The organism is Flavobacterium sp. NPDC079362 (assembly GCF_050267765.1).
In the GTDB taxonomy this organism is placed as follows: Bacteria; Bacteroidota; Bacteroidia; order Flavobacteriales; family Flavobacteriaceae; genus Flavobacterium; species Flavobacterium azizsancarii.
Genome location: NZ_JBNNFM010000030.1, coordinates 1 through 24,157, shown reverse-complemented (window position 1 = coordinate 24,157; position 24,157 = coordinate 1). Strand labels below are relative to the sequence as shown.

The window sequence follows — 24,157 nt, the reverse complement described above, 5'->3', positions numbered from 1 at the left end:
ATACTTTTAAATCAATTTTAAAAAATAAGTTTCTCATTTTATGCTCAATTTTTTGCGTTTACTGTTAAAATTCGGATATAATGTATTGAACACCATAATAGTTTACCAAGAATCGAACGAATTATCACGAATTTGATTATTGCAAATAATGTATTTAGGTTCGCCATGAATTACACGAATTTGATTTCTGTTAATTCGTGTAATTCGTGGCAAAAAACCGCTAGCATAAGACGCACTGCTGTGCGCCTCTACGGTATAAAATGTGCTCAAAATATATTGAACTCAATTTTAAATCTGCCACGAATTACACGAATTAATTTGTGTTAATTCGTGTTAATTCGTGCGATTCATGGCAAAAAATCATAGATTGACCATTAATTAATCAATTTACTAGGCGGAAAACCAAACTGTTTTTTGAAACATCTGCTGAAATACAAAGGATCATTAAATCCTACTAAATTGGTGACTTCAGAAACATTGTATTTTTTGGTTTTTAGAAGCTCTGCAGCTTTCTTCAAACGTATTGTCCTGATAAATTCATTTGGTGCCAAATCCGTCAGTTCCTTAATTTTCCGGTATAATTTAGAAGAGCTTACACCTAATTTATCGCATAAAAAATCTGTCGACAGATCGACTTCACTCAAATTATCATTGATTAGCGTTGTGATTTTACTCATAAATTCCTCATCAATTGGCGAATGCGTCAATAAACTTATTTTACTTTCGACTTCTCCGGAGAATTTTACTTTGAGTTCTAATCTTGATTTGATAATATTTTCAATGACCGTTTTTAGCAATAAAGGTTCAAAAGGTTTTACCAGATAACCATCAGCGCCCATATCATATCCTCTTACTTTATCTACATTTTCTGCCAATGCGGTTAATAAAACAACAGGAATATGACTGATAAATTCATCGTTTTTTAGTTCTTTACAAAATTCTAATCCGCTCATAACCGGCATCATGACATCTGCAACACATAAAATAGGTTTTATTTGTCGGCAGATTTTCAGTCCTTCTTCTCCGTTTTCGGCATCATAAACTTTATAATAATCAGAGAGATAATCGACCAGATACTTTCGAAGTTCAATGTTGTCTTCTATAACAAGTATTTTTTCTTTTAGCTCTGTGTTCTGAATAATCTTTTTTGCTGCTTTTTCAGGAATAAGCATGCTGAGATTATCATTTTTCAAAGCATATTCAAATACTTCTTTACTGTCGTAAGATTCCCGATCTATTGGAAGCTCGACTCTAAAAGTACTTCCCTTTCCCGGCGTACTTTCTACAGCTATACTCCCCTTGTGAAGTGCTACTAAAGATTTTACTAACGATAAACCAATTCCTGATCCTGTATTATTGGCTTTACTATTTGATGCCTGATAAAATCTTTTGAATATTTTTTCCTGACTTTTTAGAGGAATTCCAATACCATCATCGCTTACTTCTATTATCAATACGCTTTCAATGCCGGATTTTAACCTTAGACACAAATCTACATTTCCGTATTTATTAGTGAATTTTAAGGCATTAGATAAAAGATTATAAAGGATCTTATCGTATTTATCGTTATCGATCCAGCCGTTGATACTTTCAAGATCAGAAATAAAATTTAATTTAATTTTCTTGTTGTAGGCCATTTCTTTATACGAATCAAAGATGTTTTTTGAATAGGCCAGAATATCTGTTTTCGAAACTTTAAGTTTTAATTCGCCTGACTGTGCTTTTCTAAAATCAAGTACCTGATTTACGAGATTTAAAAGTCTGCTGGCATTTTGATAAATCAGGTTGTACCTGCTTTTTTCATATTCGGTTGCATTACTGTTATTTTCATCCAATAATTGTTTGGCAGGGCCTAAAATAAGCGTTAGCGGAGTTCTTAACTCATGCGAAATGTTGGTAAAGAATCGTAGTTTTTCATTGTTGAGCTTAACATCGTGTTCTCTGTTTACTTTTTCAGTCAGCAATTCTTGTTTTAACCGGATGCGGTGTTTGATCTCTCTTCTTATAAAATAAAAAATACAGGAAAGTGCCAAAATAAAGAGTACAAAAGAAGTTGGCGTTAACCAAAAAGGCGGTAAAATCTTTATTTGATAGGATACCACTTTGCTCCAGTGCCCATCACTATTACTCGATTTTATTTTGAATACGTATTTGCCGGGATAAAGATTGGTATATTGAACAATTCTGGAGTTACTATTGGCTGTAACCCAATGTTTATCAAAACCTTCAAGCATATACTGAAACTTATTCAGCTTTTCATTTGCAAATGAAGGCGTTGAAAACTGAAGTGAAAAATTTCGGTTTTTGTAGTTCAGTTCTACTTCTTTACCATAGTTTAAATCTTTCAGAAGCGGAATCTGTCCATTGATTTCCATGTCGGGAAATACTTCTTCATTCTGAATTTTAAATTCGGTAATAACCGGTTCCGGCGACCATTTATTTCTTTTCATTGTATGGGGCGAAAAGGAAATAATACCATTTTTGCCTCCTAAATAAATAGTGGAATTATTGAAATTAAAAAAACCACCTGAGCTAAAAACATCTAATCTATTACCACTATTGACATGATAAATGTTGATGTCTTTCAGATCTGACTTGACCCAGGCAATGCTATTGTTATTGATGTTGAGCCATAAATTTCCGTTTACATCAGAAACCATATCAGTAATCCACTTTCCTGAAAGCTCTTTAAAATTGGCAATTGTTACGAAACTGTTCTTTTTAGCATCATATAGACATAATCCAAAACGGGTCGAAGCCCAAATTCTTCCTTTGTTGTCGATAATAACATCGCTTACATTGTCTTCGTGCGGTAAAGCGTTTTCTTTTTTAGAAAGTGTTTTATACGTTTCTATTTTACCTGATGGGTAATTGTATCGTACAACGCCTGTTTCTGTGGCGAACCAGACATTATTTTTGCTGTCTTTTTCTATTGCATTAATCTGGAAACCGGGTAGTAATTTTCCTTTGTCTGCCAGAACTTCTAAGGTTTTAGTATTTAATATAATCGCACCTTCGCCAAAAGACCCTACCATAAGAGACTGCTCACTGATTTTGTTGAATGCAAATACGGGGGATGTATCAAAGCCAACGCTAATTTCTGTTGATGAATTAGTACTATAATTATAAACAAGCACATTACCATCCCAGAGACCACAATAAAAAATCCTGCCATCATCTGAGTAAATACTGGCAATATCTTTTGCTTTATTGTGGAGCGGTACAAACCCTTTGGCACTCGAAATAAAGAGTCCGTTATGACTTGTTACCACAATTACTTTCTCATCATAGGTTTTAGAAAAACCACGTATACGAGGTGCCTGATTGCCAATAAAACGCGATATATCTTTGTTGAGTGTAAACTGATTTTCGTATGGATCGTATTTATCTAATCCGTCTTCTGTCCCAATCCATAATACTCCCGAAGCATCAAAATACAATGCCGAAACTAAATTATCTACTATCGAGGTATCATCTGATAATACGGAATAATACCATTTATAATCACCGGTTTTAATATCTTCTAACTGCTTACAAACTAATAATCCACCTAAAGTTCCTACCCAATATTTACCATCCGGTGCCTGGGCAACAGACAAAAAGTACGGACCTAAACTGCCTCGGATTTCTTTGTTTTCGATGTATAAATTTATAAACTGATCGTTCTTTTTATCTAATTTATACAAACCTTCGCGAGTTCCTATAAAGATATCGGACTTGGCGTCTTCGTATATAAAATTGATATACGGATTTTTGACATTCGAATTAGGAACTGAGAGTGCATAATTATTTATTTTTACAATTGCTCCTTTGCTGTCTAAGGTTATTTTTGCAACTGATCCTTTCTCATAACTTCCAATCCAGATATTGCCTTTTTTGTCTTCAAAGATTTCTTTTACGTAGTCAAAACCTTTTATCGGAATTTTTTCGAATCTATTTTCTTTTAGGAAAAACATATAAACTCCTTTGGTTTTGGTTCCTACCCAGACTCTTTTAAATTTATCAACATGAACGGAACGAATCTCTTCTTCGGGCAGACTGTTTGGATTATTTTTTTGTTTTAAGAAAGTTACAAAAACCTGTGTATCCATTTTAAAAAGGGTGAGTCCTTTTCTGGTGCCTATCCACAAATGATTCGATGCTTCATCGAGTTCTAATGCCGTAATATCGTCGTTGTTTAATTTGTTTGTGCCTGATGCGGCACTCATATAATTTTTGAACTGATAACCATCAAAACGATTCAATCCTGAAAATGTTCCAAACCATAAAAACCCTTTTTTATCCTGCACAATATGTCTCACAGAATTATGAGATAAACCATTGTTGTCATTATAATGCGTGAATTTTATATTCTGCGAATTAGAATAAAAAAATGCAATCAGACAAAACAGTAGGATATAAGGATTCGGTTTCATGAAATGGATTATAACTGCAATATACTCTTTTAGGCTAAATTATTATTATATTTTTAAGGAGTTATTCGCGAAATTTTACTGGTTTTTAAGTTAATTTCAAAATGATCCGCAGGCTGGCCTTTCATTGTTTTCAAAAATATTCCTGACCACAAAACCCACTTTTGATCTTTTGATTTTTCTAACTCTTTGCAGACCATTTCATATTGTTTTAATCTGCTGGTTCCTATCTCGCGAAGGGCGAGTTCATCTGCATTTTTTAATCTGTAGAAATCGAATATCATATCAAAACCATTCCAAGATTCAAAATCTTGAAAGGTTAAGGAATTCGATTTTAATGTTGCAGCAACTTCTGTGTTATTTTTATTGAAAAGCAGTAACTCTTTTCCGGAAAGATCCTGAATTGATTTTAAAAATGCAGTCGGAAAATCTTCGGGCAAAAACCTGAGACGTACTAATTCTTTCAAATGCCATTGGGTAAAATCTTTATAATCTTTGGCATTCAAAACTTCTTTATTCCAAATTGCGGGGCTTTTTATATTTTGCAAATGGGCGTATTCTTGTTTATAGAAAGGGAATAAACTATTGAATTTTGGAACAGAACCTACCACTACCGTTTCTACCTCAACATTGGTCTGAGAATCAATGGTCAGTATTTTATACGCCGGCATATAAGCGGCCAAAGATGGCGTTTGAATATTAAATAAAGTATTGCCTTTAGCTGTTGTTTGTACTCCTGTATCGTTGATGTGCATGTGTCCGCCAAAATGAATCTGAATGCCTGCATCTGCAAATTGTTCTGCTACCTCTTGATTGGGAACTCTTGACAACTGCATTTTGTCAGCACCAAAAAGTAATTTTAATTCGGGCGAGGCACCATTATTAAAATCAACCATAGGATAATGACTAAAAGCAATTAATATTTTACCTCTTTGTCTGGCTTCTGCCGAAACCTCTCTTACCCAATTGATTAAGTGATTTTTATAAATAAGAACATTATTATAACCAATACTGGCTCCGGAAAAATCATTGGGATTATCTGCTAAACCTGATAATTTTTTATTGGGAACATAGGCATTGGCATCTATCGCCAAAAGCCAGACGCCTTTTACGGGTTCAACCAAATAACTGGCATCGGGAAGCGATAAATTGGTGTTTTTTATGGTATATGTTCTCTTTTCTAAAACAGATTCTGCTGCAGCTTTATCAAAATTATAACCTTCATACGCATAGGTTGAAAATGGTGTCTCCCAATACAAATCTTTCTTTTGTGGAAAAAATCCAAAAGAAGCCATTTCGTTCAATGTCTCTTTATATCCCCAGTTTTTTATATCGGCGGTGATAATGGGTTCTAATTGATTGTCTTGTTTTTTGAAATTGGTTTTAGAACTGCTTATAATTTGTTCCTGACCGTCTTTGCCCAGAAAATCGGTTTTTACGGCTTCTTGCGCAAAAGGTTTTACAGCATCATGATTTCCTGTGGTTACAAAAAAAGACATGCCTTTTTCTCGTGAATATTGATCCAGTATTTTTCTCAATCCGCGAACATGAACCGGTTGTCCGTCATCGCTAAAATCACCAGGAAGAACAACTAGTTTAATGCCTCTTTTTGAGATGTCATTTAATGCTTCTAAAAAAGCAAAGTAATTTTCATTAAAAATTCGGGTCGAATGCAATTGCGAACTCATTGTTCTTATATTGGCATACTCCCCGGTTACAGGATTTTTGATTCCCTGATACTCATTGTCTTCAAATTTTGCAAAAATATCCTGTAAATGAGCATCGGCAATAAAGGCTATTTGTACAATGTCTTTTTTTTCTGCCTGTTTTGATTTACAGGCATATAAAGAAAGTAATAGCATTAATATTCCCGATACTCTTAACATGTGATATTATTTTAAAACTCAGGAACTATCAGCCTATTTTATATAAGCTTCTAATTTATCCAAAGTATTGATTTCTTGTTCTCTGGCACTTGCCGATATAATTTTTGTTTCTAAAGATTTGGTTGGTTTCGAGATTAATAAATACTGTGTTCCATCATCTGTACTTTTTTCATAATCTTTAGGATTGTATATTATAGCAGCACCTATAGGTACAATTTCTGCAGCAACATCTTCAGGATGTTTTCCCCAGACTGCGATGTAATTAGTTCCTCTTTTTGTTTCAAAATCTTTGAAATAATTTACTCCTGTAGCAAATTGTACTTTTTCTCCGGTCAAACTAACAGCTTCTACTTTTGCATCTCTTTTTCCTGAAGTAACCGTAACACGAACTAAAATATCAACTTTTTTTCCTTTGTAAGGAACTCCTCTTGAAATCATTTCCATCCAAGAAGTTGTATCTGTTTTCCCTACACGTGCCAAACGATTCGTAACAGGATTCAACGGTACTAGTTTTTCGCCGTCCCAAAGTTTTACACCTCCTAAACCTACAGTTGATGCTACTTTGTAATAATCAGCTCCCCATCCTTCTTTTTGCTGTTCCGGAGTTGGATACCATTGTGCTTTTTTTAATTCTAAACCCGGTTTTGCTTTAGAATAAACGTCTATGGCAACTTTATCACTAAAATAAATACGCAATGCCATCCACTCATTTTCAATTGCGGGCCCGTGATGCCCAATTGTTTTATATAAATCTCCCGATTCTGAACCTATGTCAGTCAGGTATGTTATTTTTTCAGATTTCATATACAAACTGGTGTCTGTATTATTTTGTGCAAAGCAAATTGAGCCAAACAACAAAGCAGTGATAAATGATAATTTCATGATTTTTATTTTATATATTTAATTTTTGTGAAATTAAACTAAGATTTCAACAATACCCAAAGATTTTATTATTAAAATAGATTCATTTTGTGATGAAATGGTGTAAATCCTGTTATATAAATACGTTTTCCACTAGTTCTAAGGGTTCCCTGATGATAGGTATATTCTTCACTATCTAAATTTTCTACGTTTAAATGTTCACATTTTCCCGGACCAAATTGTATTGTATCTCCCGCCATAACAATTTCTCCAATGCCGGATTTAAGGAAATAGTTATTTTTTTCCTCTGTTATGTCTCCCTTAATTGTAGTTTCTTCATTAAAACACATTTCAATAGTCACTTCGACATTTGGCGGGCCCTCTACTTTAAAATCTAAACTTAATGCTCCGTTGTTTTCAGTAATTTCGATTGTTGTGATTTGCTTTTTTACATTGCTTTTTATTCTCGAATCAAAATCCATTTTATTCCAGAACCTACCGTCCAGCGATTCAGATAATTTATAATCTCCATCTGCTTTGCGAAATTCCGGGGCAAGAGGCTGATAATAATCTGCTTCTTTGATTTCTTTCAAAATGTACTTATTCCCTTCTTTTACAATACCGTTGCTGCTGAAATATCCCATTCTAAAAAATGACGTAGACAATCGCATGTATTTTAGTATTGAATTTCCTTTTCGATACATTAGAAAATTAGGATTTGAAGATCTTCCTGATACAATCTGAACGGGCTGGTCGTTGCCCCCAAATAGTGTTACAGAAGTTTTTCCGCGTCTGATTCTTGCCAGATTAGAGATTTCAAAAAACTTTTCAAAATCATCATCAACCTTCCCATTCACAGCAATTTGTTTCTGAAGCGCTGCATTTTCCATAAAAAAAGCCAACGAGTCTGATAAGATATCATTTGTAAATTCCGGCAGATTTTCGATCGCATTTACCATATAAGCAAATATTGGATTACGACTATGAATTGCCATATAGCGATACTGCAAATAAAACCTAGTGACTTTTAAGGACATGAACTGATCTTGTCTTTTGGAATCAACCGTCACTAAATCGCCGTTGGGTTCTGTATAATAAAAATAAGTGATTAGGTTCTTGTGTACTATTTCTAATAATTCCGGTCTGTTGAGTTCTCTTGACATTGTAATCAAAGCTTTGTCAATAACCGCCGAGTAAACACCACTTCGCTCAGAATAATGTCCGTCTTTATTGATATAAATGCCTTCGGCCAGCCATTGATCAATTCTTTTGATATATCTCGCATCGGGATAAAGGGAATTAATACTGGATAAAGCGGCACAAATAACCCATCTGTGATTTGGAGTATGAACACCGCCCGTTGTCATAGCTTCGCCGGCATTTAAAATAAACTTTTTTAATTTATCTCTTAATTCTGTCAGATCAATTTGTTTTTCTCTCTTTAGCAAGGCTGCTGCAGGACAAATATATTCTAAGATAAAAGCCGTATCAGGAGGTGATTGCCTGTTTCCTCCGGCGTCTAATGTGCCATCTGCATATTGTGATTTCAATAAAACGCCGGTTGCACGATTTAACTTTTCAGACACAAGTCCGGATTTATAATATTCAGATCCGGGATTTAATAGTGACGCTGTCATCACGGTTATTGAATTTGCTACCAAACGAAAATTACTGACTCTGATATTTGGGTCAGCCGGTTTTTCGTTTAATATAGCCCGAACCTTCGCATCATTATTGAAAATGAGCTTTTTCATTAATTGAATATCTTCTTTATCTGTATTACGATCGAAAAATATATCATTGGCAAAAACAACATCACTAACCAATGCTCCCGCTAATGTGAGGCCTGATAATCTAATAAATTCTCCACGGCTGATTTGTTTCATGTATTATTTATTGTTTTTTAAGTTTCGAATTATCTTTTTATGCAATGAAAATTTAGGAAAACAGATATATCAAATCGAAATATTTCACCCCGATGGGGTTCTTGAATATTGATTCATTATTTTTTCTATAAATATGTCATCCCGATGGGATTTAAAAATCTCAATTTCATTTCATTAAAACTATAAATGTGTCGTTCCGCTGGGATTTATCAATTATTATCACATTTTTATATCAAGCTCCGGAGGAGCGATATATTTATAGCAAATCAAATCCTGTACACAGAATAAAGCTCCAGATGAGCGATATCTTTATAACAAAATCAGAATCCCGCACACAGAATAAAGCTCCAGAGGAGCGACATATTTATAACAAATCAGAATCCATGCGCAACATAAAGCTCCAGAGGAGCGACATATTATACCTGCAATTAATATCACATTCATAAAACCAAAATCATCACAACGACATAGCAAATTCTAATATTTCACCCCGATGGGGTTCTTTCATATTGATTCATTATTTTTTCTATAAATATGTCATTCCGCTGGAATTGAAAAAAAAAATAAATTTCAATTAATTAAAACCTATAAATCTGTCGTCCCGCCGGGACTTAATCAATTAATATTATCTGCTATTTTCACTAATGTGAAATTTATTCCTAATGGGTTTTTAATTATTTTACAGATCAACGGAAATTCGGGATTTTTCACAATCCACATTTCAGTTTCATCAACCTGTGCTACGACGTGTAAAGTATCCAGTAGTTTACCTTCTATGTCAATATTGTTATTCACTGAATTTTCGTCTAACACATAGGTTGTATTATTGTAGATGAATTTGTTGTTTTTTAGCAAATCCTGATAAGCAGATTGCGAGATCATAAAAAATGTCTCTGTTGGTCTCAGGTTCAAAACCGGTGCGTATTCTCCCTGATTAAAACTGAGGGCATTACCGTTTTTCAATGCTTCCGGCAATGTTACAATACTGCTTTTTACACCTCTGGTATCTAAATCGAAAATTAGCTTATCACTGATTATTCTGGATGTAAGTGTCAAAGTTCTCGTTTGCCTGTGAAGTTTACATATATAGCTTAATTCTGTATTGTTCTTAAGGGTTGGAATGTATTTTTGCGCTGTTCCTATCTGATGCATGGCACACACAAGAAGGATTAAAATTGTGTTTTTCATCTTGTGCTTCTTTATTTTGTTGGTGGTAAAATTGCAGTTCCCCAAGCGGAAGGTTTTGAATCCATTTCGAGAACCAATTCGCCGCCTTTGGCAACATCATCGTGTAAAATCCAGGCTTTGCTGTAGTGCTTTCCGTTTAGTAAAGCTGATTTTATATATCGGTTTTTATCACTCATTTTTTTTGCCGAGATTTTAAAATACTTCCCATTTTCTAACTGCAGCGTTGTTTCCTTAATCAGTGGTGTATTCAATAAATAATACGGCTGACCTGCATTAGGATACAATCCCATCATATGAAATGCCAGCCAGGAAGACATCGCTCCTGAATCATCATTACCGGGCAAGCCTTCATGTGAGCTATTGAAATTATCCTTGATAATGGTTCTGATTCTGTCACTGCTTAAATAAGGTTTCCCGATCCAGTGGTACAAACACGGGGTTAAAAATGATGGTTCGTTTGCTACGTTATACAATTTGGTATCAAAAAAAGTATCAAGTCTTTTTTGAAAAGCTGCTTCTCCTCCGGATTTACGAACGAGTTCGGGAACATCATGCGGAATACTTAATGAATATTCCCAGGAATTGCCTTCGTAAAAAAAGACGCACCAATGGCACACGTACCAAGGCGATTCAATGATAACTGGGGTATATTTGAATGTTGGCTTTTGAATTTTCGATTCTCCAAAAACAATATCGTCCAGCCATTTCCCTGAAGCATCTTTTGGCATGATAAAACCTGTTGATCCGTTATTTACATAATCTGAGCGCCAAAGATTTTGCCAGTTGTCGGCTTGTTTTATGTATTGATTGTAGAGATCCGTATGGTTCAGTCCTTTGGCAATTGTTGCAATATTATAATCATTATAGGAGTAATCAATAGTTCGGTTTCCTGCTCGATCTGTACCGTAGGGCACATAACCAAATTTCAGATAATCTAATAATCCGCCCCTGCCTTCTTTTTCCTCATTTCCTCCGGGTGGTACTGTGGCATCTTTAAGCATGGCCTGCAAAGCCAGTTCATAATCTATACCTTTTAGATTTTTTACAAAAGCATCGGCTAAAACGACCTCTGCATTCGAACCGCCTTGTGTACGGCCATTATCATTTCCGCTGCGGCCTTCGGGCAGATAACCTTCGCGTTTGTAAATGTTTAGCATGGCATTGACAATTTCGACCTGACGTTTGGAATCTATTAGTGTAATCAAAGGGCTGGAACTTCTAAAAGTGTCCCAAATACAATAAAAATCATCGTAATAAGGCTCATCGTTTGTCCACAATGGATTCTCTCCTGTTCTGTCTGTCGGCATTATCATGGTGTGATACAAACCTGTATAAAACATTTTTCTGTATTCTTCAGATGTATCTGCCGAAAGCTGGATACGGCCTAACAATTGTTCCCATTTATTTTCTAAGCTCGCTAAAACTGTATTAAAATTCCAATGCGGAATTTCTACTTCGATATTGTTTTTTGCTTTTAATTCGCTTAAAAAAGAAATTCCGATTTTTACATTTAATTCTTGTTTTACTTCGTTACCAAAAGAAAATAATGCTGCTGTTTTTTTTCCTGAATCAAATTGAGCAGATTGATTGTTGTAAAATTTCCCGTCTTTCCAGGTTACATACTTTGCAATTGGCTGATCAAAAACTGCCCAAAAATAAACGGTATAGGCACGGCCATTATTCCATCCGCCGCGAATTCTGCTATAACCGCGAACTTCTGTATCGGAGACGATTTCTATTTGAGAACCTACAAATTGCTGCGCTTCCCTTCCGTCCGATTTTGATTCTTCTCCTAAGAAAAAGCCCGGATCAATCTTTACATTTTTAGCTGTGTTTTTAGGATAGGTAATTCGATAAAAGGCAACTTTCTCTGCTGTTGTTATTTCTGTTTTGATATTATTTTCTTTGAAAACGGTTTCATAATATCCCAGCTTTACAATTTCTTCTGCTCTGTAAGATGTTTGATCTAACTTATCTAAAGCACCTGAAAAAGGCATGATTTGAATGTTTCCATACTTTGGCCCGCCACCGGTACCGCTTACATGAACCTGACTGAATCCTGTTACTTCTTTTGGCAACGGAAGCCAGCCGCTATTTGGACTAACTGTGCAATCCGGACTTGGTTTCACCATTCCGTACGGGCATGATGGACCAATAAAAACCCTGCCAACTCCTTCTGATCCTATCATGGGATCTACATAATTGTGAAGCTGCTTTTGGGCATTTATTTCGTGGGTACAGCATAATGCTATTCCTAGAAAAGTTATGATTTTAATAGATAATTTCATTTGCTTTATCTGATATTTCTTTTTTAATAAACAGTTCTTTTTTTCACACTAAGAATCTATGTTTCTATGTCTGAAAAATTAATCACCCAACTAATTTATTTAGTGTTTTGGTGTCTCGGACATTTCTAAATTTAATTCTCCTCCGTCTGTAATGGCTGAATGAGAAATACTGAAATTTTGTACCGGAATATTGTTGTATTTTATTTCCTTGATATAAATGTTTTCCGGACTGTTATTATTGGCATTAATAACAAACTTTTTGCCTTTATAATAATTTGGATTTAATTGAATCGACACTTTATTAAATATTGGACTTCCTATCTGGTACTCGGGATTTACCTCTGTACCTCCATTCATTTGAAACAAACCAATTTTAAGCAACACATTCAGGCTTCCCATTAATCCCTGATCTTCATCTCCGTTATAACCTGTAGCCGGAGATAAACCACTAAAAGTTTCTTTTACTACATTTCTTGTCCAATACTGTGTTAAGTCAGGTCTCCCTAATAAATTAAAAATAAAGGAGGTTTGTATCGAAGGCTGATTTCCAAAATTGATCGGAATACGGCTGAATTCGGGATGTAATTCGGCATCGTGTGAAGTACCGGAAGTAAATTTTAATTTTTGAGAAGCTTGAAATTGACTGTTTAATTTTTCTGCCGCTTTTTCTTTTCCGCCCATCAATGCTACTAAACCGTTGATATCATGAGGTACAAACCAGGTCGATTGTGCGCCATTAGATTCTATAAAACCATTTTCATATTTATAGGGATCAAAATTTTCAAGCCATTTTCCGTTAACATCTTTTGGACGCATCCATCCGATTGTTGTATCAAAAACATTTTGATAATTTTTAGCTCTTGCCATAAAATAATTATAGTCATCATCATGCTTTAATTTCTTCGCCAATTGTGCTAATGTCCAGTCTTGATAAGCATATTCCAGTGTTTGGCTCGCACCATCCTGATGACTTCCAAATTCACCTTCAGGAATGGGATAAGGAACAAAACCATTATCGATATAATATTTTAATCCACCGCCAATGTCCGTCGTATGTTCATAGCCCGCTTTTCCCATAATACCGTTGAGCATATGGTTTTTTTTGAGTGCGGTATAGATATTTCCTAAATCTTCTGTTATAATTCCTTTTTGAATAGCACTTACAATAAATGGTGTCGTAGAAGCCCCGGTCATGACAAATGTATCATTACCTCCGGATGGACCACGCGGAATCATTCCGCCATCTTTATAATATTGCATTAAGGACTGAACAAATTCACCCATAATTTCTGGATAAGCAAGACCCCAAAGCGTATTTATTGTCCATTGTGCTCCCCAAAATGAGTCTGAATTGTATTGATTAAATTTAGGTTTTCCTTGTTTATCTAAAGGCAATTGTCCTATTCTGAATTTGTCTCCTGTATTATCAGGATAAGCGCCATTTGCATCACTAATCATTTTTCTACCCTGCAAAGCATGCCACAGATCTGTATAAAATCGTCTTTGATCTGTTGTAGTTCCGCCTTCTACTTCAATTCTGCCCAGCAAATTATTCCATTCGTTTTTTGAATCTGTAACTACCTGATCAAAATTCCAATGTGGTAATTCCTGCTGTATATTATTTGATGCATTTTTTACTGATGTATAGGAAATCCCTACTTTCATTAATACCGTTTTATCCGCTTTGTCTAAATTTATTAAATAATTATTTGTCTTGTTATCGTGTTCGATCGAAGTAATAGGTGTATTCAGTTTAATTTTAAAAAATACGGTTAAGGGTTTCGGACGTCTAAAATTGGTACTCAATACTAATGATCCGGAAAGTTCATCATCACTATTTTTCTGCAATATTCCGTTTGTATTATCGCAAGGTCCCAAGATTGTATTGAGATTAAAAAGAATTGCTTTTTGCTCTTTCTCTGGAAATGTATAACGATGAAAACCTACTCTTTTTGTACTGGTCAGTTCCGCTGTAATTTGATATTTATCTAATAGTACGGAATGATAACCCGGAGTTATTTTTTCGGTTTCATGACTGAATTTAGAATAAAAACTGGTAAAAATGTCTTTTTTACTGGCTGTGGAAATAGTTACAGGCATTACGGAAACGCCGGACATTTGCCATTCATGAATATGACTAAAACCTTTTATTGTGTCTGTTGTATACTTGTAGCCGCCTCCCCAATCGCCATTGATTTCTGTATCGGGACTTAAGTTTACCATACCAAACGGACGGCTTGCAGAGGAAAAGAAAAACCATCTTGAATTTTCGGTATCCAGCTGAGGATAGACCATATCTACTAATGGTTTCTTTTTTGCAACAGCATTTTTTTCTGTTTTACATGACACTAAAAAAACAAGAAAGAGACTTACTCCTATACGTCCTATTTTATAAATTTTATCCAATTTCATTTATTCTGATTGTATTGATAGGGACTACGCTTTTATTTGTGGGGAATTGTGTAAAGTGTATTCGGTAATTGTTGCCATGATTTTCTGAATTTTGAAAATGCGGTATTAAAAACCAACACTGGCAATCTGGCTTTTTAATAAAAAAGGAGAAGGAATTTTAATCCTCTTCTCCTTTTTATAAAGTTGCAATCTGTTTTAACTCGCTGATTGTGATTAATTTTAACACATAGAAACATAGTTTTAAATTCTCAAAAAAGGCGTTTCACTTATTTTTAATGCACGGAACTATGTGCAAGAAATGTTTCTTATTGCCTTCTTTTTTACTTTAGAATCTATGTTTCTGTGTATTTAACTTTTTAATAATTACACTCAACGGTTATTCAATTTACTTTTAGAAATAGCCTAATATCCGGCATTCTGTGTCAGGGCGGGATTTAAAACCAAAGCATTGGTTGGAATTGGGAATGTACGACGATAGGTATCTGAGTTTGTTTTGAATCCCCATGATCCTTCATATTTCCCAAAGCGGATCATATCGTTTCTATGCCATGCTTCCTGCGCAAATTCGCGACTTCTTTCCTGATAAAGTTCTTCCAGAGTAACACCGCTCCATGCTGCAGAAGTAGTTCTGTTTGAACGAACCATATTGACCAATGCCAATGGTGTTTGTCCTAAAGTTGCGGCACCTCCGCGAAGAATTGCTTCTGCTTTCATCAGGATAACATCTGAATAGCGTAAAAACGGTACATCGTTATTTTGATTACGGCTTGTTGACGTTGCATCAGGATAAAACTTAATATTTCTATACCCCATGTTCCAGGCAATTTCATCATTTCCGCAGTCAAATAAAGCAGCATTCTGGCGCAGTACAATATCCGGCGTTAAATTTACCTGATACGTATAGGCCGCACTACCATCTGATCCTGTATAAAACTGGTCGTAACCTTTCTTTGTAGTGCTTACCATTACAGGCGTAACACCATCATTCATGAATTGTAATCCGGTTAACCATTGTTTGTTACGAATATCAGTAACATCGTTGAAATAGGCATAAAATGATGGAATTGTACTTCTTGGTGCACTTGGTGTAAAAGGAATTCCAAACTTTGCTCTTTCAGAACGGGGCACATCATAACGGGCATGATACATTTGACCATTATATCCTACCGTTACTGCTGAAGCGTCATAAGGAACAGCAAAAATAAACTCTTTCATTTGCGGTCCGTTTGCAGGATAAAACATCTGAAGATAAGTGCTTCTTGGCTCAATCGCATACAATCCGGAATTAATAACGCCATCGCAAGCTGCAATACAATCATCATAACGTGCTGTTCCGGTATAAACTTCAGCATTCAGATACAATTTTGCAAGCAATGCATTGGCAGTTTGCTTATTTGGTCTTCCGTAAGTGGTAACTCCTGCAACAGGATTTAAGTTAGGAAGTGCTTTTTTTAATTCTCTTTCGATAAAATTAAAAACGTCTTTTCGATCTGATTTCGCGTGAGCAGTAAAATCTCCGTAAACGGTATCCAAAGGCACATTTCCGTAGCTGTCCATCATCATATAATAAGAGATGGCACGCATGGTTTTTAGTTCTGAAATCATAGTTGCTTTATCAGCACCTGTCGGCATTGTTTTATCTAAAATTGAAATCGCCTGATTGGCTGTTCCAATCACTTTTGACGACCAATCCCAAAGACTTGAAACCCAGCCATTGTCCGGTGTCCAATTGTGGTAATGCAACATACTGTAGTTCTGATTATCGAACCAGTTCCCTCCTCTTGCCGGCATAATTGATTCATCTGTGCTCAATGATTGCGTGAACCACCATGCAAAGGAATACTCGCCGCGAAAAGCAGTATATACCGGACCTGCGGTCTGAATATATTGTGTTGGATTCTGAGGAAAAACTTCTGGTGTAAGCTGCGTTGTAATGGGCACATCAAGGTCGTCGCAAGACCATAATAAACCAACCATAAGTATTGGAAGTCCTATATGTTTTAATATATTTTTCATGTTTTTTAGAATTTAATTTTTAGAATATCACGTTTAAACCAAACAAGAATGTTCTGGTTTTTGGATAGAAGTTATTTGAATCTACACCCGGAGCTGTTCCTCCTTGTTCTACTTCCGGATCAATTCCTGTATATTTAGTAATTATAAATAAATTATTTACTGTTTCGTAAATACGGATTTTCTTGATGTATTTACCCACTTTACCAAAATCATATCCTAAAGTTAAATTATCTAATCGAAGGTAACTTCCGTCTTCTATAAAGCGCGTTGAATACTTATAGGCATTTAAATCATTTGGCGATTCATTTTGCGCATCAACAAGAATATTCGTTGTCATTGCAGTACTTGGCCTGAATAAATCGGCACGGGTTGCGTTGAAAATTTTGTTTCCAAATACTCCGCGGAAAAAGATATTCAAATCAAATTTCTTGTAAGTGAAATTATTATCCCATCCCAATAAAAATTTAGGCTGCGCACTTCCTGCATAATGATAATCTGTACCAATGGCAGGATTGGTTGTTAAGCTGCCGTCTCTGGCAACATATTGGGAAACACCATTGGCATTTTTTCCTGCGTACTGAAGCGTAAAGAATTGCCCCAATGGTTTTCCTTCCTTAAAAATTTGTAACGTGCTTCCTGTCTGACCACCTCCATCTGGCTGTACTCTGCGTATTGAATCTCCTCCAACAAATAATGGGTTCTTCAATTTTGTAATCTCATTTTTATTTGTTGAACCATTTATAGTTGTTGACCAGCTGAAATTTTTAGTTTTAATGGCATTAATACTCAAAGACCCTTCAATACCACGATTCGACATATTACCACCGTTGGCTACAATTGTTCCTACAGGCACTAATACGGGATTTACAGCATAATTAAAAATCATATCTGTTGTTTTCTTTTCGTACACATCAACAGAACCTGATACTCTCCCTTTTAATATCGTAAAATCAAGACCAAGATTTGCGGTTGCTGTTTTTTCCCATTTCAAGTCGGGATTCGCTGCCTGGTTTGGTCCGTAAGCTCCAATTTGTTGTCCGTTATAATAGAATGTTCCAAGACTTCCAGAAATAAATTGAGCGGTATAGGCATTAAATCCGGAAGAGTTACCGGTTTGTCCCCAGCTTCCGCGAAGTTTCAAATCGCTAAAAACATTCTGACCTTTCATAAATCTTTCTTTATCAATTCTCCATGCACCACCTACTGAAGGAAAGTACCCCCATTGATTATTGGTTCCAAATACTGAACCTCCATCTCTTCTGATGGTTCCCTGCAGAAGGTATTTGTCTTTGTAATTGTAATTTAAACGTCCAAATTGAGAAATCAAACGTCTTTTTTGATACGCTTTACTGTCTCCAAAATTTACAACATAACCGTTTACAGAAGTATAATTGCTTAAAGCAAGGTTATTATAACTCACATTATCTACAGGAAAATTAGTTGCTGATGCCTGAAATCCGTCTCCAAGAACATCTTCCTGCCATGAATAACCAATGACTGCCTTGATTTTATGATCGCCAAAAGTTTTGTCCCAATTCAAAAAACTCTCTACAATTGTATTACTGTTTTGGTAAGAATTTCTCATTGCTGATCCGTTTACACCAAAATTCACTAATTGTTTAACCTGAGGCGGATCTGGATTATTGTAAAAAGCAGAGCTATTGTATTGCTGATAATAACTGTCATAAAACTCTCCGTGTAATGAATTTAATTGTTGGTAGGATAAATTTAGATTATACGAAAATCCATAAGGAAGTTTTAATTCTGCTGTAAGGCTCCCCACAAAATTATTTGTTTTCGTATCATCATCTCCGTGTTCAATTAAAGCAACAGGATTGAAATAACTGGTTTGAACGAAATTTTCGAAAAATGATCCGTCCGCATTTCTAATTGGTGATACCGGAAGATGGCTTACAGATTGTTGCAGCGCTGTATTACGCTGAGGAACATTGGTATATTTCGTATTAGAGTTCGTTACATTCAAACCAATTTTCAGGTTATCATCAAAAGCAAATTGCTCTACCGCTAAACGTGCAATAATTCTGGAGAAATCACTGCTCAAAAGAACTCCTTCTTTGTTTACTGCCGTTACACTTGCAAAATAATTACCATGCTCACCACCTCCGCTTAAAGAAAGGTTATGACTGCTTGACTGTGCTCCTGAACTTCTAAGAATTGCTTTTTGCCAATCTGTATTTGCTCCCTTATCATTTTCAGGCGTAAAATTTAAATTATTTTTTGATGTAAATGCTCTCAATTGATTCGCATCCATCATATTAAGTTGATTGGAAACATTCTCAACACCAAAATAATTGCTGTACGTAATCTGGCTTCTGTCTTTACTTCCTTTTTTAGTCGTTACCATGATTACTCCATTTGCAGCACGGTTACCATAAATGGCAGTAGCGGCAGCATCTTTTAAAACATCAATACTAACAATATCTTCTGATGCGATAACAGAAATATCAACACCAGGAATACCATCTACCACATAAAAAGGTCCCTGAGAGCCATTTAATGTTGAGACTCCACGCAAAACTACCGAAGATTGTTTTGTTGGATCGCCACTTGTTGAAACATTAAGTCCCGACACTTTTCCTTGCAGCATTTGACCCACATCACTAATTACTCCTCTGTTTAACTGATCTCCTTTTATAGAAGCGACAGATGTAGTTAGATTTTTACGCGATCCTTTTCCATACCCAACCACTACAACTTGTTCTAAATTAGTTGAGCCGGAATTTAATTTGATCGTGTAATTTGTTTTTGAACCATCTAGTTTGAGACGTTGTTCATCGAATCCTATAAAAGAAATAATCAATGTGGCATTTTTGTTTGAAACAGTCATTTTAAATTTCCCGTCAAAATCTGTCACAATGTTATTCGAAGTACCAATTTCGAGCACATTGGCTGCTGGTAATGGCATACTCTTCTCATCCAGAACCACACCTGATATTTCAGTTTTTTGTGCCCATGAATTAATTGAGAAGCCCAGAAAAAAGGCTAGTAATAAAAGCTTAAGTTTTTCCATATTATTATTTGGTTAATTGGTTAAATAGTAAGGCGAAAATAGTATTAATGAATTCTTAACAAATGGACAGGTTATTCACAAACATGGATTTTTTTAGTAAACACAGCAGGAATAAGGGGTTCAGCGATTTATTTTTTTGTGCATCAGAATTAAAAACAAAAATATCCTGACAAAAAAAGTACTGACTTAATTCAGATCATCTGCTTAATTATCCTTATTGGTCTGCATTTATCCCTGTTAACGATGCTTGTACATTGCAGCACTTTCACTCCATTTTACTTCCCAGTTTTTTATTGATGCTCTTACATTCGATTCATCAAATGAAGTATTATTGATTTCTGACTCTCTTAATGCCAGCAAAAACATTTTCCATCTTGGCCAGTAAAATTCTGCATACATACCACGCCATGATCGGGAAGCATAATCATTTAGATGTCCTTCTCCTCCCCAAAGTGTAATTATTGTTTTTGCATTTTTCACATATAGTTTTGATTCTTCAGTATTGCTTCCGTAATCCCACGCAGATTGCAGCCAATGGTTTAAATCATTCAATGGCTGTCCCGAAAGCATATTATCTATACGTAAAGCCTGATTCTCTATTTCCTTAAATAATTCATCTCCTTTTGGCACGTCTTTACGTTCATAAGCTTTTACACATTCTATCAATAAATCATCTATACAAAGCGAATAGTAATGTCTGGAAACATCTATTAAATCATAAGTATAAAGGCTGTTTTTATTGAAGTTTTCACTTTCTTTCTTCAAAATATCCAAAGCTTCTTTTAGCTTTTGTTTATCTCCCGGATTTCCTTTGAATTCTGTTATTTCCAGAGTTGGTCTTTTAAAAAATAAATACGCTCCGGCCCTATCATCCCACCAGCGCGTTTCCCAATACTTGGTACTGTATACTGATTCCAGCAATAACTGCCAGGATTGAAAAACAGTATCCGAAATATTTTTTCCGTATCGTGCTTTCAAATATTTTTTTAGCCAGTCCGCTATTGGTTCCTTACCTTGCGTCCAGGGCAGATCGTAGATGTACTCGTAAACTATCGAGTTATTGTTTAAGCCCTCAGGCATTACTCCATATCCTACAACATTTCCTTTGTTTGGATTTTTAAGTAAACTGGTCAATTCATTTTTATAGAAATTCAGATCCCCATACACAGGATTAGATCCTCCGTAATTGTGCACATATCCATACGTCCATTGTTTTCCGTAAAAAGCCTCCTGATTTTCCCAAACTTTATACCGGTCATTAGCATAATCCTGAATTATCATTCTGTCGTTTGGTACTTTGCTTAAAAAAGCACTGGTAGCTTCTTTAGTCCAAAATTCTTTATTATCACCAAAAAGCCAGCCCTGCATCACCCATACTGCTCCGGGAGAAGCTTCATTAATAGTTTCGAATATTGTTTTTCCGTAATCTGAAAGCTCGTCATATTTGTGTTCTTCAGAAACAGGCGGCGTTATTTCGTTGAAAGAATCAGCCAGATAAAAATCAGAATGTCCGTATAGTTTAGTATAGATTTCGATAAAGCGTTTTCCTATTTCTTTAAACAAAGGATCTTTGGAATCTAATAAATAGGTACTCGCAAAACCTCCACCGGACCAGGATTTCAGTTCACTTATTTTTGATTCGGGATGTTGCTCTGCAAATGCTTTTGGTACATAACCACTAAAAGCAGGCACTACGGGATACATCCCCAGAGCTCTCATTTTTTGCAAGATCTGTTTTTGAAGCGTGCTTTTCTTCTTAATCCATTCCTGAGGCAATGGTCCTTCAAGACTATTTATATTCCCCATTCTCTGCCAGGGCAAAAAAGCAGGTCCGGTAAAATGCGCTGCTAATTGACTGTCTGTTACCCCATATTCTTTCCATAATTCCTGCCAGACTGCTTCTTGCCCTTCCATTGCTGTAGGCAGATTAATGCCGTGAAATGCCATCCAGTCTATTTCTTGTTCCCAGCGTTTCCAATCCCACCAAGGAGTAGTGTAACCAAATGTACAGGCGTTTAGATATTCCCGGTATTCAAACGGAGTCGATTCTTTTTTTGAATACTTGGGCCAGCTTGTAGGCAAATCGACTCTGTTTCCTTCCCAACTGACGATAACTGCTCCAATATCCCTTAGAAAATTATATGCTGCATAACAAAGAGCAGTATTAGACGTTCCCTGAATTTTTACCTTATTGCCTTTGGTCGTTATTTCAAACCAATCTGATTGATTCTTATTTTCGATAATTGTAAAATCAAATTCACTCGCTCTTTTACCAATAAGTCTTTCTAGTACAGCTTTTGAACTTTTCGTGTTTTCGATATTTTGACTGTACACATCGGGTACTAAAAAAAATAGCATTACAAAAAAAGGAATTACAAATTTTAAGGAGTTATTGATTCTGACTTTCCAACATTCTATTTTCATATGGTATTATATTTATCTAATTAATGTCTACTATATATTCTGAAATTGATACAAAAAATAGGGAGACATAATCTCCCTATTAAAACAAAATCAAATTTTCAACCCAATATTCTTATGAAACATTACTACATGAAACTTTTTGAATTGTTTCCCGACATCATTAATAAATGAAATACTGAATTGAAGATAAAAGTATAGAGAATGAATTTCTCAGTCATGGACACATCATTCAAAACTATAGACATATCCTGTATGAATGCTAAAATCTTAAAACAGCTATAAATATTAAATCCCACTTTTAAAGTATTGTAAATATGATGCCTGATTTTTTACTTGAAAAGAAATACAAATTTGAAGTTTTCAGCTGATTGATTTTAAAACCGCAAGTTTTTGTAAACCAAAAATCTACATGGAATAGGGTTGTTTTTTATTTCGTATACGCCATTATGAAACGGAAAAAATTAAAATTATAATTTGTATTTTCGTTTAACTGAAAATTTACTGCTTTAAATCACTCTAACTTTTACCACTAAAAAGTTAGTTGATAATGTATAACACCCAAACAAAACGAACATGAAACTATTGAAAATATTTGCCGGATCAATTATAGTATCATTTCTTGTTTCTTCCTGCTCTACTGTTTTAAAGAGTACAAAAATTAATTATCTAACAAGTAACTATTGTCAGCCAACCATTCAGTATGATTATTCTCAACTCGAAACTCCAAAAAATAAAATACAAAAACAGGATAGCATTTTAAATGCCCATTTATCCAAACATGATCTCTTAGTCAGCCAGGCTATTGGTATTGAAACTTATTTAGCAGAATACCTGCAAGTAAAAAAAGATACTTTAAAAAGATTGGTCCTAAAACAAAAAATCACTGATCGCCTCATGCTTACAACTATAGAAATAAATGCATTGGCATCAGAACTAGATTGTAATGGCGAACGCATCAATAAATTAGCAGACTATATTGATGACATCAACAATAAAAAAACTAGAAATCTAACAGTAGCTTCTGTGACTTTAGGTGCATTAACAACTGTGGCCACTGTTTTAATAAAAAATAATAATGCCGGTAATATAGTGGGTGTAACAGGCGGATTATTAAGTGCGGGATTAGGAGCATTAACTATTTCTCCAAAAGGTAAAAAAATCGAACTAAGGCTTCAAAGGAATCTACTGGGGAATATTTGGTACAATGATAATACAAACGAAGCATATCCTAACTCTATATGGACTCTTATAAACGAAAAACAATTTAGCAATTCCGGAGAAAATGACCTGCAGGAAAGTATCAAAAACCGATGGACACAATATAATTTTGATGGTAAAATAGATTCTAAAACACAAAAACTCTTTTTTGATGATGGCGGAATCTACACCGCAGACGATTTACACTCAAGAGCGAATATGCTAAATGAACTACAGGCTACTATTCGTTCTCTTGAACAGGATTTAAAAAGCTTAGCAGTGAGACTTAATAGTTTTTAGAATGTTAATTCGATTGAGCGGATTTTAGCGAATGTACAAGGACAAGCCAACTAAAGATTTTCGAGAGCTTAACTTATATCTGGTTTACCGCAAAAGGATATCTTCTTATTCAGATTGTCTAATCTTTTTTGCCTAAACTACAAAGCATTATAAAACATTATCCCAGTATTTTGTAAAACAAAAAACCCTGTTTCGCTAGAAACAGGGTTTTCAAAAGAAAGGCGACGACATACTCTCCCACATAACTGCAGTACCA

Annotated in this window: 11 protein-coding genes; 1 reads left to right on the top strand and 10 read right to left on the bottom strand. The window is 35.1% G+C overall.

The features are described 5' to 3' along the window. Positions 1 to 374: 374 nt before the first annotated feature. The 10 genes from ACQKCJ_RS19895 to ACQKCJ_RS19850 all read right to left on the bottom strand — a co-directional run bounded on the left by ACQKCJ_RS19895 (position 375) and on the right by ACQKCJ_RS19850 (position 22,404). Positions 375 to 4,415: a hybrid sensor histidine kinase/response regulator transcription factor gene (locus tag ACQKCJ_RS19895; protein ID WP_427402767.1), complete on the bottom strand. Its 4,041-nt coding sequence runs from the start codon at positions 4,413 to 4,415 to the stop codon at positions 375 to 377. Positions 4,416 to 4,468: 53 nt separating this feature from the next. Continuing rightward, the gene (locus ACQKCJ_RS19890; RefSeq protein WP_271335978.1) at positions 4,469 to 6,298 is read right to left on the bottom strand and encodes a metallophosphoesterase family protein; all 1,830 of its coding nucleotides are present in this window, start codon (positions 6,296 to 6,298) and stop codon (positions 4,469 to 4,471) included. 33 nt (positions 6,299 to 6,331) lie between these two features. Continuing rightward, on the bottom strand, positions 6,332 to 7,180 hold the full coding sequence (locus tag ACQKCJ_RS19885) for a DUF4861 family protein (RefSeq protein WP_271335977.1): 849 nt from the start codon (positions 7,178 to 7,180) through the stop codon (positions 6,332 to 6,334). A gap of 71 nt (positions 7,181 to 7,251) precedes the next feature. Further along, a complete protein-coding gene (locus ACQKCJ_RS19880; RefSeq protein ID WP_271335976.1) occupies positions 7,252 to 9,045 on the bottom strand; it encodes a hypothetical protein in 1,794 nt (597 codons plus the stop codon). Positions 9,046 to 9,660: 615 nt separating this feature from the next. Continuing rightward, positions 9,661 to 10,233 (bottom strand): hypothetical protein, encoded by a 573-nt coding sequence (locus ACQKCJ_RS19875; RefSeq protein WP_271335975.1) that lies wholly within the window; start codon positions 10,231 to 10,233, stop codon positions 9,661 to 9,663. An 11-nt stretch (positions 10,234 to 10,244) separates the two neighbouring features. After that, the gene (locus ACQKCJ_RS19870; protein ID WP_271335974.1) at positions 10,245 to 12,521 is read right to left on the bottom strand and encodes a GH92 family glycosyl hydrolase; all 2,277 of its coding nucleotides are present in this window, start codon (positions 12,519 to 12,521) and stop codon (positions 10,245 to 10,247) included. Positions 12,522 to 12,620: 99 nt separating this feature from the next. Continuing rightward, positions 12,621 to 14,933, bottom strand: a complete 2,313-nt coding sequence (locus ACQKCJ_RS19865) for a GH92 family glycosyl hydrolase (protein ID WP_427402766.1) — start codon at positions 14,931 to 14,933, stop codon at positions 12,621 to 12,623. Positions 14,934 to 15,335: 402 nt separating this feature from the next. Beyond that, positions 15,336 to 16,949 (bottom strand): RagB/SusD family nutrient uptake outer membrane protein, encoded by a 1,614-nt coding sequence (locus tag ACQKCJ_RS19860; RefSeq protein ID WP_271335972.1) that lies wholly within the window; start codon positions 16,947 to 16,949, stop codon positions 15,336 to 15,338. 19 nt (positions 16,950 to 16,968) lie between these two features. Beyond that, positions 16,969 to 19,980, bottom strand: coding sequence for a SusC/RagA family TonB-linked outer membrane protein (locus tag ACQKCJ_RS19855; protein WP_271335971.1), 3,012 nt, complete (start codon positions 19,978 to 19,980; stop codon positions 16,969 to 16,971). 237 nt (positions 19,981 to 20,217) lie between these two features. Further along, positions 20,218 to 22,404 carry an alpha-N-acetylglucosaminidase gene (locus ACQKCJ_RS19850; protein WP_427402765.1) on the bottom strand — a complete coding sequence of 729 codons (2,187 nt, stop codon included), beginning with the start codon at positions 22,402 to 22,404 and terminating at the stop codon, positions 20,218 to 20,220. Positions 22,405 to 22,977: 573 nt separating this feature from the next. Here ACQKCJ_RS19850 and ACQKCJ_RS19845 point away from each other — a divergent pair. Continuing rightward, complete coding sequence (locus ACQKCJ_RS19845; protein WP_271335969.1) at positions 22,978 to 23,901, top strand: hypothetical protein; 924 nt, start codon at positions 22,978 to 22,980, stop codon at positions 23,899 to 23,901. The last annotated feature ends 256 nt before the right edge of the window (positions 23,902 to 24,157 follow it).